At 52.1% G+C, this 17,004-nt stretch carries 15 protein-coding genes; 4 read left to right on the forward strand and 11 right to left on the reverse strand.

All coding sequences use genetic code 11. The features are described from left to right. Positions 1 to 270: 270 nt before the first annotated feature. From PHF27_RS01040 to PHF27_RS01070, 7 genes are all read right to left on the reverse strand, one after another. Complete coding sequence (locus PHF27_RS01040; RefSeq protein ID WP_300065006.1) at positions 271 to 1,332, reverse strand: diguanylate cyclase; 1,062 nt, start codon at positions 1,330 to 1,332, stop codon at positions 271 to 273. Beyond that, positions 1,329 to 1,508 (reverse strand): hypothetical protein, encoded by a 180-nt coding sequence (locus PHF27_RS01045; RefSeq protein WP_300065008.1) that lies wholly within the window; start codon positions 1,506 to 1,508, stop codon positions 1,329 to 1,331. The genes PHF27_RS01040 and PHF27_RS01045 overlap by 4 nt, the downstream gene beginning before the upstream one ends. Positions 1,509 to 1,536: 28 nt before the next feature. Then, positions 1,537 to 3,951, reverse strand: a complete 2,415-nt coding sequence (feoB, locus tag PHF27_RS01050) for a ferrous iron transport protein B (protein ID WP_300065010.1) — start codon at positions 3,949 to 3,951, stop codon at positions 1,537 to 1,539. Continuing rightward, on the reverse strand, positions 3,933 to 4,196 hold the full coding sequence (locus tag PHF27_RS01055) for a ferrous iron transport protein A (protein ID WP_300065012.1): 264 nt from the start codon (positions 4,194 to 4,196) through the stop codon (positions 3,933 to 3,935). Before PHF27_RS01055 ends, feoB begins: the two co-directional genes overlap by 19 nt. Before the next feature lie 122 nt (positions 4,197 to 4,318). Continuing rightward, positions 4,319 to 5,026 (reverse strand): HD-GYP domain-containing protein, encoded by a 708-nt coding sequence (locus tag PHF27_RS01060; protein WP_300065014.1) that lies wholly within the window; start codon positions 5,024 to 5,026, stop codon positions 4,319 to 4,321. Beyond that, positions 5,004 to 5,738, reverse strand: a complete 735-nt coding sequence (locus PHF27_RS01065; protein WP_300065016.1) for a DUF3793 family protein — start codon at positions 5,736 to 5,738, stop codon at positions 5,004 to 5,006. The genes PHF27_RS01060 and PHF27_RS01065 overlap by 23 nt, the downstream gene beginning before the upstream one ends. Before the next feature lie 246 nt (positions 5,739 to 5,984). Next, positions 5,985 to 6,851: an NAD(P)/FAD-dependent oxidoreductase gene (locus PHF27_RS01070; protein WP_300065018.1), complete on the reverse strand. Its 867-nt coding sequence runs from the start codon at positions 6,849 to 6,851 to the stop codon at positions 5,985 to 5,987. A gap of 671 nt (positions 6,852 to 7,522) precedes the next feature. Between PHF27_RS01070 and serA the strand changes: the two genes are divergently transcribed. The 3 genes from serA to serC are packed head-to-tail and all read left to right on the forward strand — an operon-like array spanning position 7,523 to position 10,977. Next, the gene (gene serA / locus PHF27_RS01075; protein WP_300065105.1) at positions 7,523 to 9,109 is read left to right on the forward strand and encodes a phosphoglycerate dehydrogenase; all 1,587 of its coding nucleotides are present in this window, start codon (positions 7,523 to 7,525) and stop codon (positions 9,107 to 9,109) included. A 9-nt stretch (positions 9,110 to 9,118) separates the two neighbouring features. Next, the gene (locus PHF27_RS01080) at positions 9,119 to 9,868 is read left to right on the forward strand and encodes a DUF1015 family protein (protein ID WP_300065020.1); all 750 of its coding nucleotides are present in this window, start codon (positions 9,119 to 9,121) and stop codon (positions 9,866 to 9,868) included. Positions 9,869 to 9,888: 20 nt separating this feature from the next. After that, entirely contained in the window at positions 9,889 to 10,977 is a 1,089-nt protein-coding gene (gene serC, locus PHF27_RS01085) for a 3-phosphoserine/phosphohydroxythreonine transaminase (RefSeq protein ID WP_300065022.1), read from the forward strand. Positions 10,978 to 11,290: 313 nt separating this feature from the next. On the opposite strand, the gene PHF27_RS01090 is transcribed toward serC, so the two are convergent. Beyond that, positions 11,291 to 13,156, reverse strand: a complete 1,866-nt coding sequence (locus PHF27_RS01090; protein WP_300065025.1) for an HD domain-containing phosphohydrolase — start codon at positions 13,154 to 13,156, stop codon at positions 11,291 to 11,293. Then, positions 13,153 to 13,608 (reverse strand): response regulator, encoded by a 456-nt coding sequence (locus tag PHF27_RS01095; RefSeq protein WP_300065027.1) that lies wholly within the window; start codon positions 13,606 to 13,608, stop codon positions 13,153 to 13,155. The genes PHF27_RS01090 and PHF27_RS01095 overlap by 4 nt, the downstream gene beginning before the upstream one ends. 210 nt (positions 13,609 to 13,818) lie before the next feature. Here PHF27_RS01095 and PHF27_RS01100 point away from each other — a divergent pair, with 210 nt between their 5' ends. Then, positions 13,819 to 14,325, forward strand: a complete 507-nt coding sequence (locus tag PHF27_RS01100; protein ID WP_300065029.1) for a flavin reductase family protein — start codon at positions 13,819 to 13,821, stop codon at positions 14,323 to 14,325. 287 nt (positions 14,326 to 14,612) lie between these two features. On the opposite strand, the gene PHF27_RS01105 is transcribed toward PHF27_RS01100, so the two are convergent. Together PHF27_RS01105 and PHF27_RS01110 are read right to left on the reverse strand one after the other, a co-directional pair. Continuing rightward, complete coding sequence (locus PHF27_RS01105) at positions 14,613 to 15,986, reverse strand: DEAD/DEAH box helicase (protein ID WP_300065031.1); 1,374 nt, start codon at positions 15,984 to 15,986, stop codon at positions 14,613 to 14,615. A gap of 91 nt (positions 15,987 to 16,077) precedes the next feature. Continuing rightward, a complete protein-coding gene (locus tag PHF27_RS01110; RefSeq protein ID WP_300065033.1) occupies positions 16,078 to 16,929 on the reverse strand; it encodes a histidinol-phosphatase in 852 nt (283 codons plus the stop codon). Positions 16,930 to 17,004: the final 75 nt, after the last annotated feature.

Raw genomic sequence — 17,004 nt, forward strand, 5'->3', positions numbered from 1 at the left:
TCAGGGGTAACTAGTACCAAGTGCAAAGATGGCTTGAACGAAGTGAAAAGCAGCACTTTTAGGTGCCGCTAGTAATCAGCCCTTATAGGGCTGGTGCATGCCGCCCGTTTAACGGGCGGTCATGACTCATACTTGACGGTCACATCGCCGCTAAATTTTACCGGCTCCGCCGCCAACGCCATAGACGAAGTCGTCAACACCGTTCCCGCCGCCAACATAGCTATCCACTGCTTCATAAAATCTCCTCGCTTTTTCTTCTCTATCATTTTTTCAGCCGCTTCCGTCAACCTGCCGGTCTCTGCAGCAGCAACGCACAAGACCTTGACTAAACAATCCGTTTTCCCGCGCATCTTCGCGTTCACTCTGTTTTTCTTTGCGCTTTTGCCACTCTTCCAAACTCACCGGCACGCCGGAAGCACGAGCGCAGCAATACACGCAGTTGCGCCCCTCCCGCTTCGCCTGGTAAAGCGCCTTATCCGCTCCCAGCAAAAAAGGATCCGCCTGGCACTCCTCTCCCTTTTGCAGCGTATGCAAGCCAATGGAAACCGTAACTCCTTCAATGCGCACGCCTTGGTATAAAAAGCAATGCCGGCTGACTTTTTGTAAGATTTCCAAGGCCTTGCGCGCCGCTTCCTCCGCACTAACGCCCGGTAAAATTATGGCAAATTCTTCGCCCCCTATACGGGCCGCCATCTCTCTGGGAGATACCGCTTCGGCCAGCAATTTTCCCATGCCTTGCAGTACGCAATCGCCGCCGGGATGACCGTAGGTATCGTTGATTTTTTTGAAGTAATCAATATCCAACATCAGCAGCGACAAAGGACGACTGCAATCTTTGGCTACAGGAAGCTCTACCTGCAAGTGCTCAAAAAAGTGTCTGCGGTTGGACAAGCCTGTGAGCGGATCCACCAAAGCCAGCTCCCTCATGCGCCGATAAGCCTCTTCCAAATCCACCGTCCGCCGGTTGAGCTCCTGTTCACGCAAGCGGATGCGCCGTATCATCCATTGCAAATCACGCGACAAGCGAAGTAAATCATCCTCATCGGCGGCATCCGCCATTTCATTAGGAAGAACAGGCAAGTCAGCCAGTTCTCCTTTTTTCACATGCTCGCACCAAGCGTGTATCCGCGTCAGCGCGCGGCCCCAAAGCCACGGAACGCCCACTGAAGCTGCCAAAAAAGACAGCAGGCAAGCCGCAGCCAAAGCCAACGAAAAGGTTGCTTCCAATTGCCGATGCTCCCGCAGCACTCCGCCCGCCAGGAAATAGAAAAGCAATAGCGGCCCTAGCCCTGTCGTCAGGCAAAGCAGCCGCAGCTTGCCCCGCCCGGTCACGAATGTTTTTCTCCGCAGCCTTGGCCGCAACCGCCGCAGCCGCCACGGCAGCCGCCTGAGGCAGTGCCGGACTGTGCGCAAGCGCAGCCATCTTCACCGCGAAACTTGCGCACACCCAGCCAGGCAAAGTACGCTGCAGCCCCAGCGCCGATTAGATATACCAGAAGATCATTCATACTTTCTCCTTCTTTCCGCAAGAAGCGCTTAACCGCCTAGACCTAGCAACAAGCCTCCTTGATAAACAAGAAACGCCATGAGCCACGCCAAGGTCATCGAGTAAGCCACGCTAAAACCAGCCCACTTCCAAGAATTCATTTCCCGCTTGATTACCGCCACAGTGGCTAGGCACGGTGAGTAAATCAAGCAGAAAACCATAAGCGAAACCGCAATTAACGGACTAAACGAAGGATCTGCAGCCAACACTTCTTGGAGCGGCGCCATTTCTTCATCATCCGCTTCTACGCTATAAATCGTCGCCAAGGTACTCACCATAACTTCTTTAGCGGCAAAGGCGCTGAACAAACCCACGCCGATCTTCCAATCAAAACCAAGGGGCTTAATCACAGGCTCAATAGCATGCCCCAAGGCGCCTGCATAACTTTGCGCCAAAAGTTCTGTGGATTTTTCTTTTTCCAACTTGCCTGTTGCTTCATCCGCTTCTTTTTTTAGCAAAACGTACTGCGCCGCAAAGGACGATAATTTTTCTTTACTGAACGTTTGGGGAGCCGCTTTAGCGGCGTCCTGCTCTGCAGTCTTACCCGTTTCGGCAGCAGGTTCCGCAACTTCGGCATCCTTTTTACCGGTAGTTTTTCCAGCGGCATTAGCCGCCTCAGCGCCTTCGTCTTCAGCCTCTTCAGCTGAAGACAGCTCTTCTACCAACGCATTGAATTCTTCATTTTCTTCAACAGCCGTTATACCCAGCGGCAGCAGCACCTGATTTTGAATCTGCTCTTCATAGCGAGTTTCCAGAGCCGCCTGCAAGGCTTCGTACTTGCTGTTGACATCCTCGTTTTGCGGATAGTTTACGCCGAACCAAACCAGAATCGAAGCTGCCAAAATAATCGTGCCTGCTTTGCGCAAATAGATCATGCTGCGCTCCCACATGTGAGTCAGCACGCTGCGCAGCGTCGGCATATGGTATGGAGGCATTTCCATAACAAACGGCTCCGTATCTCCTGGAAATAATGTTTTCCGAAACAAGAAGGCCATGCCGATGGCTAAAGCAATGCCTAAAATATAAATGCCAAAAAGTACTGTTCCGGCCATGTCCTCCGTAAAGAAAGCGCCGATCAGCAAGGTATACACAGGCAGTCTGGCGCTGCAGCTCATAAGCGGCGACACCAGGATGGTAATATAGCGGTCTTTTTCATTTTCCAGCGTCCGCGCCGCCATTACCGATGAAACATTGCAGCCGAAGCCCAGCAGCATGGGAATGAAAGACTTACCATGCAACCCAAAACCGCGCATCACCCGGTCCATGACAAAAGCCGCCCGGGCCATGTACCCGGAATCTTCCAGCAGAGCAATTGCAAAGAATAACAGTAGAATATCCGGCAAAAAGCTGATCACGCTGCCTACGCCGCCAATAATGCCGTCTACCAGCAAAGACCGTAAATTTCCATCCGGCAAGGCCTCTCCCACGGTGCTTCCTAACCAGGAAACGCCTGTGTCCAAGAAGTCTTTGGGGATCTCCCCTATTGTAAAAACAAGATTAAATAAAAGCCACATAAGTGCAAAGAAAATAGGCAGACCCAAGACACGATGCGTCACAATGCTGTCAATACGATCCGAGAGCGTACGAGTCTCCTTACGATCTTGTTTCAGGCAAGCGCCGTAAATTTTCCCGACTTTGCGATACCGGCAGCCAGCAATGTAGGTGTCAAGTTCTTCATTCAAAGCGCTTTGCAGTTCCCGACGCTGCCGCTCGGCCTCTAAAACCACTTTGTCGCCGCCCGCAAGCAAGCGAAGCTGCGCCGCAACATCGTCATCATTTTCCAAGAGTTTTACCGCCAGCCAGCGCGCAGGAAACGGCGAATCCAAATCTGCCAGTTTAGCTCCAAGCGCCTCTAAAACCTGTTCCACCTGCTCGCCATAATCGACTCGGATGCCTGCAGTTTCTACGGCAGCCGTTTTTTCTACGGCAGCCAGCAGGGCATCCATCCCCTGTTCCTGGCGTCCTACCGTAGGTACCACAAGTACTCCCAGCTGCGCCGACAAGGCCTTCAGATCATATACCAAGCCTTGTTTTTCCGCCATATCCGCCATGTTAAGCGCCAACACCAAGGGCCGTTCCAGTTCCAATAACTGCAGCGTCAAATACAAGTGTCGTTCTAGATTCGCCGCATCGGCTACATCAATCACTACATCCGGCTTATCTTGGACAATAAAATTTCGCGCAACCACTTCTTCCAAGGAATACGCCGTCAGGCTGTATGTACCTGGCAAATCAACCAGTACCGCCTCCCGCGAGCCAATCCGGCAATAGCCCTCTTTTTTTTCCACCGTTACGCCGGGATAATTGCCTACATGCTGCCGCGCCCCGGTAAGCGCATTAAATACGGTAGTTTTTCCCGCATTAGGATTGCCCGCCAAGGCAATTGTCAGTCGTTCTTCGTGCACCTTGAAGCCCCCTCGTTTTCCAGTTCTACGCAAATAAACGCTGCTTCGCGTTTACGAAGCGATAAATTGCAGCCTTTTACTTTAATTTCCATGGGATCCCCCAGCGGCGCAAATTTGCAAACCTCTATGGCCGTGCCGCCTACCATGCCCATATCCACAATGCGCCGTTTAACGGAGCCGCCGCCATTCACGGACACAACAATTCCTTTTTCTCCCGGTTGAAGCAAATGCAGCTCTTTAGTCATTGTTTTTCGCCCCCTTTTCTTCTTGTCTTTGTCTGCAAACGCAGCGATGTCCGCAACCGCGCCCCCCGCAATTCCCGCCGCAAGCGCACTCGGACTTATGCTTTGGCAACTCTTTCTTACTATCAGCCATCACTATACCTCTTTCCTTGATTTAGATAATCATTCTCACTGTTTATGGCAAAAAAAAGATGGTCCGCAGGATACGAACGCCACTCTCGTTCTCTTTGCACAACCGGCCGAAAAGCCTTCACTGCTTCCGGATCAAACTGGCTGCCGCTGCAACGGCATAACTCTTGCCAAGCCTCTTTGGCAGAAACCGCTTTTCGATACGAACGTGCGCTGGTCATGGCGTCATAGGAATCCGCCACTGCAATTAATCGACTGGCCAAAGGAATGTCTGTACCGCACAGCCTGTCCGGATAGCCGGTGCCGTCAAAGCGCTCATGATGATGACGTACAATGCGCGCCACCTGTTGAAACGAACTGATACGCCGCAAAATTTGCCAGCCAATCACCGGATGCCGCTGTACAACGGCAAATTCTTCCGCCGTCAAACGCGCAGGCTTATTCAAAATCGCATCAGGAATGCCAATTTTTCCTACGTCATGCAAATGAGCCGCTATCTGCAGTTCTTCTATTTGCGCTGCATCCAGACGCAAATGAGTTCCCATAACCATCGCCAATTCGCCCACCCGGTGGGAATGTCCATAGGTATTGCCGTCTTTGGCGTCAATGGCGCTGGCCAGCGCTTCCGTCAATTCCCGCACCACACACTCAACGCCGAATCCGCAAAAGGCTTTCTCTTTTTCACCGCCCGAGGCAAAGAGCATATTGTAATACCTCCACATCCGGCAAACCGCACCTCAATAATTCCTTGGCGCGCTCTTTCAGACGTTCCCAGCGCTGCATACGCTCTAAGGACGGTTTCGGATCCCCATATACATGCCAAAGTCCCCCGCCGCTGCGCCCTTCCTGGCTCAGCCCCATAAAACCCAACACATCTTTCAAAGGAATGCCTAAAAACAAGCCCATTTCATGAGGCACCTCCTGACGAAAACGCATGGTCAACCGATCCAACTGCGTTGCCAAGGTCGCCCCAGGATCATAGCCGCAATAGTGCAGCAGCGCCGCATGCTCAGCCCGGCGAAAACACGCTTCCAAAACTTCCGGCCGAAAAAAGAACAGCACCGCGCCATTATCCCATAATCGCAGCACTCGCCACTGCAACGGCAAGCCTTTCAAAACGCTCCAGTGATGCCGGCGCCACCAGGTCCAAAGCGCTCGCTGGCGATTATCCCGGAGACATAAAATCGTAGCTTCCTTTTCGCCTGCCAGGGTCGGCGCCAGCTCCACCGCCAGCCAGGAAGCTAATTGGTTCACTTCGCCGCGACTTTCCATGCGCACATCCCCTCCCCGCACTGAATGATTTCTCCTGCCGCTTTTTCCGGCGGCTTGTCGCAAAACACCTGCACGCAGCCACAGCGGCTGCATTTGAATTCTACGCAGCGCACCAGGCCGCGCCCTAGCAACTTTTTGCAGCATAAACACCGTAATTCCTTCATAGCCGCCCGCTTTGCTCCTTTCGTGCCAAAAACAAGAGTCCCGAAGCATGCCAAAACACACTTCGGGACTCTAGGTCCGCTACCAACACTTTCCCCCGCTATGTTGCAAGAAAAATTGTTTTGTGAAGCTTGTTGTTTATGAGTTTGATAATTATTTTCAATTGAATTTTACAAAACCATCTATGCTTTGTCAATATCTAATTGAAATTTATTATCACTAACAAGCTTACGCTTTCTCTTTTGCCGCCAAATACGCAATCGCCGCATGAGCCGCCGCATTCCCTTCACCTACAGCTACCGTAATCTGCCAGGGCTTGCCTGTGCAATCGCCCGCGGCAAACACACCGGGAACCGAGGTTTTCTGCAGGTGCGAGACTTTAATCGCATCCTTGCAAAGTTCAACTTCCGCCAATAAATTTTCTACCGGATCGGTTTCGCGTAAAATAAAGATCCCGTCCGCCTCGACGCTCCCTTTGGTATGCTCCAGCACCAAACGTTCTTCCTTGGACGCCACGCCTTTCGGTTTGCCACTGCAAATCTGCACTGAAGGCGGCAGCGAGCCTACCGGCTTGTACTGCGGGAAATAGAAAACTTTCCTGCAAATTTCGCTCAAAAAGACTGCTTCGTGTTCCGCCTCGGCGGCGTAAGCCACTACAGCCACTTCTTTTTCTCGGTACAACATGCCGTCGCAAGTGGCGCAATAGCTGACGCCCTGTCCCAACAAGCCTTTTTCGCCTGCTAAAAGCTCCGCTGGTGACACGCCGATGGCTAAAATCACCGTCTTCGCCTCATATACGTCCTGCGGCGTCAAAAGAGTAAACACATCTCCGGGAAAAATCTGCGTGACCTTTTCTTTCACCAGCACCGGCCCGGCTGCTAAGCAATGCTCCGCCATGCGCTCCATCAGCTCTTTACCGCTCAACTTCGGCAGTCCCAGGTAATTGGGAACCTCGGCCGCCCGCTGCAGCTTGGCGCTGAAACCCATATGTTCAAAAATCACAACGCTTTTATTGCGAACCCGCGCCGTCAGCGCTGCCGAAAGTCCCGCCGGACCGCCGCCAACTACGGCCACATCATACACTTGTTTTTCCATCTATTTTCCCTCCTTGAGATGCTTATCGTATAAGCACCTTTTCTTCTTTCATAATTATTCTTTGTATGTTTATTTCGCGGCTCTGCAGCGAGAATCCTTCTCCGTAGAGCCAGACGAAGGTATTCTTACGCTGATATTTTAACAATCTTCAGCAGCGCCAAGATCAAATAAACCTTTTATAAGTCAGCACGAAACCGCCAAATCCGACCAAGCGCTATTTCCTGCATCCCTTTTACCTATAGCTATCCGGCGCAAAGTTTACAAAGTACCCCCTCGATTTCGGCCTGCATAGCAATTTGTTGTATCAAGTTTTTGATGTTTTTTTCAAAAATACACTTGACTTTCTTCACGAGAGCATCTTATAATAAGGCCAATGGTCTTGCATACAGAAAACACGATGCACGGGAAGCCTACTGTTCCTATCGCACAGAAAGCCGGCGGTTGCTGCGAGCCGGAGGATAGAACGTATGGTTCCGCCCGGAAGTGTCTGACGAAGAGTCAGTACGGGTTCCGCCCGTTAAAGCGGTTCGAGGTGGTCGCTGTTTTAACCTAGGAAAACACGACACAAGTTGGGTGGCAACGCGGGAATCAATCCCGCCCCTTCACGGGGGCGGGATTATTTTTTTTACCTCAGTAACTTTAAATTTTATTTTTGGAGGGGTTAGATCATGATGAAAGTACTTGTTAGCGATCCGGTATCGGAAAAAGGGGTGGCTCTGCTTAAAGAGCAATTTGAAGTGGATGTAAAAACCAAACTGCCTGTGGAAGAACTTATTCGCATTATTCCTGAGTATGACGGATTGGTTGTACGCAGCGAAACCAAAGTTACCGCTCCGGTTCTGGATGCAGCGGTAAAACTCAAGGTCATCGGCCGCGCCGGCGTCGGCGTCGACAACATTGACGTCGAGTACGCCACCAAGAAAGGCGTCATTGTCCTTAATGCGCCCGAAGGCAACACCATGGCCGCCACGGAACATTCCGTCGCCATGATGATGTCCATGGCCCGCAACATCCCCCAGGCTCACGCCACCATGCAGGAAGGCAAATGGGAGCGGGGCAAATTCATGGGCGTTGAGCTGCGCGGCAAAACGCTGGGCATTCTCGGCCTTGGCCGTATCGGCACCGGCGTAGCCAAGCGCGCCCTGGCTCTGGAAATGCGTGTTCTCGCGTACGATCCCTTCATTAATGTCGAAGCCGCGCAAGCCTTGGGCATTGAAGTAGCCGAAATGGATGAAATTTTCGTTCAGGCTGATTTCATCACCTTACATTTGCCGAAAACCAATCAAACCAAAAACCTGATCACCAAAGACGTTTTTGCCAAAATGAAAAAAGGCGTTCGCATTGTTAACTGCGCTCGAGGCGGCGTCATTAATGAAGCCGATTTGGCCGCAGCCGTACAAGAAGGCATTGTCGCCGGCGCTGCCATTGACGTTTTTGAAAGCGAGCCGATTCAAGAAGGCAATCCGCTCATCGGCCTGCCTAATGTCATTGTAACGCCTCATTTGGGCGCTTCTACCGTAGAAGCCCAAGTCGGCGTGGCCGTCGATGTGGCGCACGGCATTGTCGCCGCGCTGAAAGGCGAGCCTGTCACCACCGCCGTCAACATGGCCGCTATCCCGGCGCATGTCCTTAAAAAGCTCCGCCCCTATCTCAACCTGGCCGAACGCATGGGCTGCCTGGCGGTACATTTGGCTGAAGGCCGCATGACTGCCATTCAAATCGAGTACAACGGCGATATTGGCGATGTGGACACCCGCATGCTGACCACCGGCGTACTAAAAGGCTGCCTCAATCCGATTCTGCAAGAAGCTATCAACTACGTCAACGCTCCTGGCCTGGCGAAAGCTCGCAACATTGAAGTCAAAGAAATTAAAACGAAGGAAGCGGCTAACTTCGCCAACCAAATTACGGTCCGCCTGATTACTGACAAGGGCGAACACAGCGTCTCCGGCACCCTCTTCGGCAAAGCGGAAGCGCGCATCGTCATGATCGACGGCTATCGCGTTGATGTACAGCCCGGCGGCTGGCTCTTAACCTGCCCCCACGTCAACCGCCCCGGCATTATCGGCAAGGTTGGCACCATGTTGGGCGAAGAAGGCGTCAACATTTCCAGCATGCAAGTGGGTCTGACCGAAGTAGAAGGCACCAGCATCATGGTGCTGGGCGTTGACAGCGACGTTCCTAACGCGGTTCTGCTCAAGCTCAAAGGCATTGACGGCATTTATGACGCCAAGCTGATTAATTTCGACGCTCGCTAAGACACTGCGATGATTGATTTGCAAGCATTTACCGGCGTACGTCCTCTGCCGGAGGCGGCAGCCGCTATCGCGGCGCCGCCGGCGCAGGACCTGGACGCTGCAGCCGTTCGCCACGAAGCACAAACACACCCGCTTAGTTTCTTGCGGGTAACACGCAGCGACGCTTTTGGAGACGACACGAGCTACCAGATGGCGCGAAAAAACCTGGACGCTCTGCTGCAGCAAGGACTGCTCCAGCAAGACGCCTCCCCTTGTCTCTACTTATACCATCATCACACAGAAGAAGAAGCGCATATTGCTCTGATTGGCCTATTGCCTGCTACTACCGTCTTGGATCTGGCAGAGGCGGACGAAAAACTGGCCGCTAAGCAAGCCGCGCATATTTTGGCGACCGAGGCTCATACAAGCCTGCCCGTCCTGACCTATACGGCTACACGCCAAAGCGAGCTGCTTCTTGGAGCTATCGTCGCCAGCCGTACGGCTGCATATGATTTCTTCACGCCCGACGGACACAACCACACCTTATATGTAATTGACGACGCCGACGATATTGCCGCGTTGCGCTCCATTCTTGCCGGCGCGAATCTTCAAATCGCCGCGGGGGCGCATCTTATCACCGCCGCAAGACAAGCCGCGCAGGCGCCTAACAGTCCGACGACAAGCGCCTTTTTTCCGGTGCTGTTGACGGCCTTGCCGCCTTACCTCAAAAAGCCCGAAGCCTTTGGCTTTCTTGACGCTTTAGTTCTGCATTTATTGTAAATTTTAAGGAGGTTTCTATTATGAGCGATCGTATTTTCAACTTTAACGCCGGCCCGGCCGTACTACCTTTGGAGGTGCTCCAAGAAGCCCAAGCCGATTTTCTTAATTATAAAGGAACAGGCATGTCCATCACAGAAATCAGCCATCGTTCCAAAGCCTATGAAGAAGTAAACACCCAGGCAGAAGCCGACACCAAAGAACTGCTCGGTCTTGGCGACGATTACCGCGTCCTCTTCCTGCAAGGCGGCGCCAGCACACAGTTTGCCGCTATTCCCATGAACTTCCTGCCCCAGGGCGCTACCGCCGACTACATTCTGACCGGCTCCTGGTCGGAAAAAGCCTTAAAAGAAGCGCAGCTCCTAGGCAATACCCATGTTGCCGCGACTACGGCCGACGGCAATTACAAGCGCATTCCTAAAATGGAAGAAATCAAGCTCAGCGAAAAGCCAGCCTATGTGCACCTTACCTCCAATAACACCATCTACGGCACCGAATGGCAGCAGTTCCCCACCTTTGGCGATGCGCCTTTGATTGCCGACATGTCCTCGGACATGCTCAGCCGTCCTTTTGACGCCACCAAGTTTGCCATGATCTATGCGGGCGCCCAGAAAAACCTCGGCCCTGCAGGGGTTACTCTGGTCATCCTGCGCCAAGATATGATTGAGCGCTGCCCTAAAAACATTCCGACCATGCTGCGCTACGACATCCATGCCAAGAAAGATTCCCTCTATAACACACCACCGGCTTTCTCGGTCTACATGGTGCACCTGGTCTTGAAATGGCTGAAGAAAAACGGCGGCCTCACCGCTATGGCCGAACGCAATCAGGCTAAAGCCAAGCTGGTATACGACGTCATCGACGCTGCGCCGGGCTTCTTCAGCGGTCATGCGGACAAAGACAGCCGTTCTTTAATGAACGTCACCTTCCGCCTGCCTTCAGAAGATCTCGAAAAGCAGTTTGTCGCCGAAGCTACGGCTGCTGGCCTGGGCGGCCTCAAAGGCCATCGCTCCGTCGGCGGCCTGCGCGCTTCCATCTACAACGCCATGCCCCAAGCGGGCTGCCAAGCGCTGGCTGATTTCATGAAAGAATTCCAGCGTAAAAACGGCTAAGAAAAACGAATAAATTGAACAGGAGTAGAGGGAGTCAAGGGAGGGCTCGAAAGAGGAATTTATTTATTTCTCAGCTATTCTCATGTGAACTTTACTTTGAATGAGAAAAGGAACTGCAGGCAGCTTGCAAGGCATGCCTACAGTTCCTTTTTTTCTGTTTTGTACTTTATTGATTCTTCTTTCCGCTTCTTCGTCGCACCCTCCCTCTACTCACTTTACTCTTGTTAAAAACCCGTATCCATAACCCTCATGCGAGCCCTCTCGCGACTCTGGTTCTCTTGTTCAATCCTGCCCCGTCAACCCATCGTTGTTTCTATTTCCGCTTCTGCTTTAAACGCAGGAAAAGCTCCACCAGCATGGGATCGAACTGGCGACCGCTATAGTCCCTCAGCTCTTGCAGCGCCGCTTCTTCGCTCAAGGCCTTACGGTAAGGACGATCACTGCGCATGGCGTCGTAGGCGTCCACTATCGCCAAGATCCGGCATTCCAGCGGAATTTCGTCCCCTTTTAAGCCGATAGGGTAACCGCTGCCGTCCCACCATTCGTGATGCCGTAAAATGCTCTCCGCAATCGGATGCAGATCCGGCGCCACCTGGGCAATGCGATGACCAATCGCCGGGTGTTCCTTCATTAAAAAGAATTCTTCATCATCCAGGCGTCCCGGTTTAAATAAAATGCGGTCCGGAATCCCCACCTTGCCGATATCATGGAACTTGGCCAATAGCCGCAGATCCATTAAACGGCTCTCCGCCAAACCCAGGGATCGTCCCATAGCTTCCGCCCATTCCTGCATGCGGTCCGCATGGCCTTCGGTAATATAGTCCCTGGCTTCCAGCAGCTTCATCACCGTCTGGACGATAGCGCTTTTGGCGCTGCGTCCGCTATGCAGTTTTTCGCGATACATATGGTTTTCCGCTTCTTTATAGCATTGCAGTACGCCGTCTTCACCGCCGCGGCCGTCCAAAGCATAGCCAACAGACACGCTTAAAGAAACGCCGCGGCTTTTCTCTTCGGCTTCATGCTCATTATACCAACTGAGGCGTTGCTGCAATTGCCGCGCATAATGGCTAACTTCTTCGCGCGTCGTATTAGCAAAGACCACAGCAAACTCATTGCCGCCAATGCGATGCACCAAGGCATCTTCCGGCATAACCTGGCGAATGAGCTCCGCCGTTTGCATTAATAAAACATCGCCCACTTCAATGCCCAACGTATCGTTGACCAGCTTCAGACCGTCAATGTCGCAAGTAAGAATGCCCACTGGCGCATAGTGGCTCTGCGCATAATTCTGCAGCACCGTCTCAAAATAAAGGCGATTATGGAAGCCTGTCACCATATCATACATGCTCAAGTAATTTAGATGCTCTTCCATCTGTTTGCGCGACGTAATATCCTCATATGACACAACAACCCGCAAAGGTCCTTCGTCGGCAAAACGATTGGCCTCCACCCGAAACCATTGCATCGTTTCATCGCCGTTATCGAAAGGAAGCTCCATCGAAAATGTCTCTTCATCGCCTTCGAGAATATTGCGAATGCCATGGCTTAAAGCAACCGACCATTTGCGCTGTCGTTCGCCCGCACGCCGCTGTACAAATTCCACAAAATCAATACCAAGAACTTCCTTGGCTTTCAGATTGTAAACCATGCGCGACCGGCGATACCAAGCCTTGTTTCCATATACGACCCGCCCATTTTCATCCAGCACGGCAATATACAAGCGCATCGCATCCAAAGTCGAAGTAATCAAGCGTTCCTTTTCTTTTAGTTCTTGCTCCGCTTCCCGCCGTTGCCGCCGTGCAGTCACGTCGCCCAACTCACGCTCCAACGCCGGCAACAGCCGCAGCATCTTACCCTTAGGAATGAAATCATGCGCCCCGGCGCGCATCAATTCCACCGCCGCTTCTTCGCCAATGGCGCCAGACTGAATCAAAAAGGGAATATCCTGGCCGGAAGCTTGGAGGATTTCCAACGCCTCTACGCCGCTGAATCCAGGCAGCGCATAGTCCGATAAAATCACCTCCCAGGTTCGCTCCTGCAAGGCAGCCTGCATTTCCTCCCGCGTTTCCACCCGCAAAGCATCCGGCTCATAGCCGCCTCGACGCAGCTCCCGGATTAAAAGCAGCGCATCATCTTCATTATCTTCCACGATGAGAACGGCCAGCTTCTTCTCATTCATACCCCGTCCCTCCTCAGCGGCGGCTGTTCATTGAGAACCAGCCAATATAAGCCTAACTGTTGCACCGCTAAAATGAACTGATTAAAATCGACTGGCTTGCGTATGTAGCTGTTAGCTCCCAAAGCATAGCAGCTGGCCAAGTCCTGCTCCTCCTTGGAGGAAGTCAGTACAACCACAGGCAGCAACCTTGTGGCCTCTGTTTCCCGAATACAGCGCAACACTTCCAAGCCATCCACCTTGGGCAATTTTAAATCCAACAAAATAAGCTGCGGCACATGAAACGGATCCCTCTTGGCATAACTGCCTTTTGCTAATAAAAAATCTAAAGCTTCCGCACCATCACGTACTACCTCGATGCGATTTAAAATATTATTCTTTCGAAAAGCCCGTTGCGTCAGCAGTTCATCGTCCGGATTATCCTCGACCAATAAAATGAATGGATCCTGTCCCATGCCCCATCCCTCCAGCTCAACTGCGTTTTTTACAAATCAATGCGTATCCTGTATTAGCCGCTAGCTTTACTATTACTCCTAAATATTTTCTCATTTCGCTTCACACTTTGAAAAACCCTGCTGCCAAACAAGAGGAAGGCAACAAAAAACAGCGAATACTTTAAGCATTGGTATTGCCAAGAAGCATTTATCGAAAGGGGTCTAATGACTATGAAACCATTGGATTTTCACATTCCCGCTTCACAAGCATTGGAAATTTTACAAAAGGGGGCTTTCCTGACGACACAAAGCCAAGGGAAAGTCAACACGATGACAATTGGCTGGGGCAGCGTCTCCTTCCTCTGGCGCAAGCCCATGTTTCTCGTTATGGTTCGCCCTTCCCGCCATACTCATGGCATGATCGAAGCCGCCAAAGAATTTACCGTCACCCTGCCGCTGGATGACCAGCTAAAAGAAGCCTTGGCTTTGTGCGGCAGCAAATCTGGGCGGGATATGGATAAATTGGCTGCCGCCGGCCTGACTGCACTGCCCGGGCAGAAAATTTCCACGCCGGTTATTGCGGGCAACTGCATCCACTATGAATGCAAGGTTGTCTACCGCCAAGATATGGACCAAGACGCTCTGGCTGCTATGCTGCAGCATTCCTGCTACGCTAGCGGCGACTACCACACCTTGTACTACGGCGAAATCGTCGCCTGCTACCAGACGGAAAAATAAGAACGGAGTACCAGTTTACGAACAAGAGTAAAGGGAGTAAATGGAGGGTACGACGGAGGATTACGAAATACTATATATTGAAACAAGAGTATAAAACTATAAAAAAAGGAAGGCCAATTTGGCCTCCTTTTTTTATAGTACCAGTAGTTTTTGAGCCCCTTCCATTTAGCGACTTCGGCTGTAGCCCTCACTCTACTCCCTCTACTCCCTCTACTCCTGTTGAAACCCGTACCTGTTCTTCTCTTGCGTACCCTCCGGTCACTCTGGTTCTCTTGTTCAAATCCCCTTCATCGTACGCCGATGTTGCGGTACACCTGGCGTCGTTTCCAGAACTGGCTGCGAAACAGGCGGCTGCGACTGTCCCAAAAGTCAAAAACAATGGCGTCTTTTTTTCCGGCCGAGGGCCGCATAATGCGTCCCACTTCCTGTTCCACCGCAGCCGCCGCCCGCTTGGGCGTCGCCAAAAACAAGCGGTCCAAATGAGTCAAATCCAGACCTTCTCGGGCCAGCTGCGTAGCTAAAAGAATATCTACCTGCCGCGCCTGGGCACGCTCCATAATTTCCTGGCGCTGGCTTTTTTTTAAATCCGCCGTCAATACCTCCACCGTCAAATCCGGCAAGGCCTCCTGCAGCCATAACGCCAGTTGGCGCAAATGCTCTTTGCGTTCGGAAAGAACCAGACTGAAATGCCCCGGCGCTTCACGGCGCAGGGTATCGACAATCAAACGATTTCGTTCATTATTGGCAGTCAGATACGAAAGCGCTTTGGCGTACTGCAGGCGGTCCTCCTCCATAAAATCGTCAGCCAGCTCAAACTCGGTTTCCACTACCACCAATTGCGGCGAAAGCGTGCCGGTTTGGCAACGGCCAATCACATGCAGTACCGGCCCTCCTGCCGCTACAATCATGGGAGTTAAGCCGTCCTCTCGTTGCGGCGTTGCGCTGGCCCAAAGACGATACAGGGCGGCAAAGCGACCTACGGTACGATAGAAACTGCCAGCAGCTAAATGATGCGCCTCATCGACAAAGACCGCCCCAAAGGCTTTTTCCAGCGGCTGCAAATCCGCTTTCGCCAAGGTCTGCACCAACGCTAAGGTCAGATGAGACCCTAAGGCAACCTTGCCCTCGGCAATTTCGCCGATTTGTTCATCCGTCAGCCCCAGGCACTCCATCGCTCGCTGCCGCGTTTGGTTCAACAGCTCCTTCGTATGGGTCACCCACAAGGCCGGTTGGCCGATACGCGCCATAGCCTCCAGCATAATAATCGTCTTGCCGGAGCCGCAAGGAGCCACTACGCCTCCCTGGCGTCCCTGCAAGAGGGCCGTCACGGCGCCTTCTTGATACGGCCGCAGGCAAATGCCGGATTGGAACGCCACCGGGTCTTTCAAACAAGTACGATTATCCCAGCTGGCTTCGACCTGCTGCCTGCCCAAATGGTAGCGCAGCGTCCGCGCATAGCCCCGGGGCAGCGTCAAGGTCTGACCGCGCCATTTATAAAGTTGAATATCCTTCGGCTTGCCCCAGACGGAATAGCCATGCCTTCGCGCCGCCTGGTACTCAGGGTTGGCCAAGGTCAAATCCTGCAGCACCGCTTCCATTAACGTCGGGAACTGCCGTATACCTGATACTTTCAGTCCCTGGTCCACGCAAATCCGCACCATGCCGCCCCTCCTTTTCCCTGCAAAAGCTTTCTATGTCTCATTATAATATGCAAGAGTCCGGAAGAAAAGCATTTTCGAACATATTTTCTCTTTAACTTAAAGGCTGTAAGGTCCGCTGCCGCTTGGCAAAGACGGCAATTTGGTCATAGCCAACCGATTGGGCATAGGCGGCGGCTTCTGCGATATAACGACCGCAGTCTTCGGGCTGGTGTGCATCAGACGACAAAATGACCGGCAGTCCCTGCGTCCGCGCTTCTTTCAGGAAATCCGGGTACGGCGATATTTCTTCAATAGGATACCGATACAACGTACCAGTATTAATATCCGCCGCCATATCCGCCGCCTTCAGCGCCGCCACAGCCTGCTTCACATAGGGCAGAGCATCGAAAGTCGGCAAATGCTTGAACAAGCGAATGTTGAAGGGATGACCCAGCACATCATATAGGCCGGAAGCCGCTAGATTCTTAATCGCCTCTACATACTGCCGATACAAATCCTCCAGATTCTTCGTGTCCCACACCTTCAGCAATGCCGAAAAGTCGTAACCCCAGCCTTCGAGAAAATGCACAGACCCAATGACATAATCAAACTGATATGAGCCCAGCACCTTGGCCACTTGGGCCTGATCGTTAAAATTACAGACCTCTATACCGGTTTTCACCGGATATCCCAGCGCTTTGAGTTTATCCATAAAGGTCAAGTACTCTTCGAGACGATAGCGGAATTTGCCCTTCTTCAGCCATTCCTTTTGAAAGCGGCCAATCTCCGAATCGTCCAAAATCAAGTCTTGTTCGTAGAGCGGCTGAAACTCTACAAAAGTATGACTATGTTCGGAAATACCAATCTCGTCAATGCCCCTCTTGGCGGCATGCTCAAAAAAGCCTTTTACCCATTCCAAATCATAGCTGCCATATTCAAAATGCATGTGATAGTCAATACGCATTATCTATTCCTCCTCGCCGTATCTCGGGTATAACGTTTTATGTTTCGCCTGTTTTGCGGCAATCTCCTGCTTTGA

It is taken from the genome of Anaeromusa sp. (assembly GCF_028691475.1).
Lineage (GTDB): Bacteria > Bacillota > Negativicutes > Anaeromusales > Anaeromusaceae > Anaeromusa.

What these genes read in the sequence shown, in the direction of transcription:
- PHF27_RS01095 (WP_300065027.1), bottom strand. Translation starts at nt 13,608, where the DNA reads ATGGGACAGGATCCATTCATTTTATTGGTCGAGGATAATCCGGACGAT.
- PHF27_RS01090 (WP_300065025.1), bottom strand. Translation starts at nt 13,156, where the DNA reads ATGAATGAGAAGAAGCTGGCCGTTCTCATCGTGGAAGATAATGAAGAT.
- PHF27_RS01080 (WP_300065020.1), top strand. Translation starts at nt 9,119, where the DNA reads ATGATTGATTTGCAAGCATTTACCGGCGTACGTCCTCTGCCGGAGGCG.
- serC (WP_300065022.1), top strand. Translation starts at nt 9,889, where the DNA reads ATGAGCGATCGTATTTTCAACTTTAACGCCGGCCCGGCCGTACTACCT.
- PHF27_RS01045 (WP_300065008.1), bottom strand. Translation starts at nt 1,508, where the DNA reads ATGAATGATCTTCTGGTATATCTAATCGGCGCTGGGGCTGCAGCGTAC.
- PHF27_RS01055 (WP_300065012.1), bottom strand. Translation starts at nt 4,196, where the DNA reads ATGACTAAAGAGCTGCATTTGCTTCAACCGGGAGAAAAAGGAATTGTT.
- PHF27_RS01110 (WP_300065033.1), bottom strand. Translation starts at nt 16,929, where the DNA reads ATGCGTATTGACTATCACATGCATTTTGAATATGGCAGCTATGATTTG.
- PHF27_RS01060 (WP_300065014.1), bottom strand. Translation starts at nt 5,026, where the DNA reads ATGCTCTTTGCCTCGGGCGGTGAAAAAGAGAAAGCCTTTTGCGGATTC.
- PHF27_RS01100 (WP_300065029.1), top strand. Translation starts at nt 13,819, where the DNA reads ATGAAACCATTGGATTTTCACATTCCCGCTTCACAAGCATTGGAAATT.
- PHF27_RS01070 (WP_300065018.1), bottom strand. Translation starts at nt 6,851, where the DNA reads ATGGAAAAACAAGTGTATGATGTGGCCGTAGTTGGCGGCGGTCCGGCG.
- PHF27_RS01105 (WP_300065031.1), bottom strand. Translation starts at nt 15,986, where the DNA reads ATGGTGCGGATTTGCGTGGACCAGGGACTGAAAGTATCAGGTATACGG.
- PHF27_RS01065 (WP_300065016.1), bottom strand. Translation starts at nt 5,738, where the DNA reads ATGCTGCAAAAAGTTGCTAGGGCGCGGCCTGGTGCGCTGCGTAGAATT.
- serA (WP_300065105.1), top strand. Translation starts at nt 7,523, where the DNA reads ATGAAAGTACTTGTTAGCGATCCGGTATCGGAAAAAGGGGTGGCTCTG.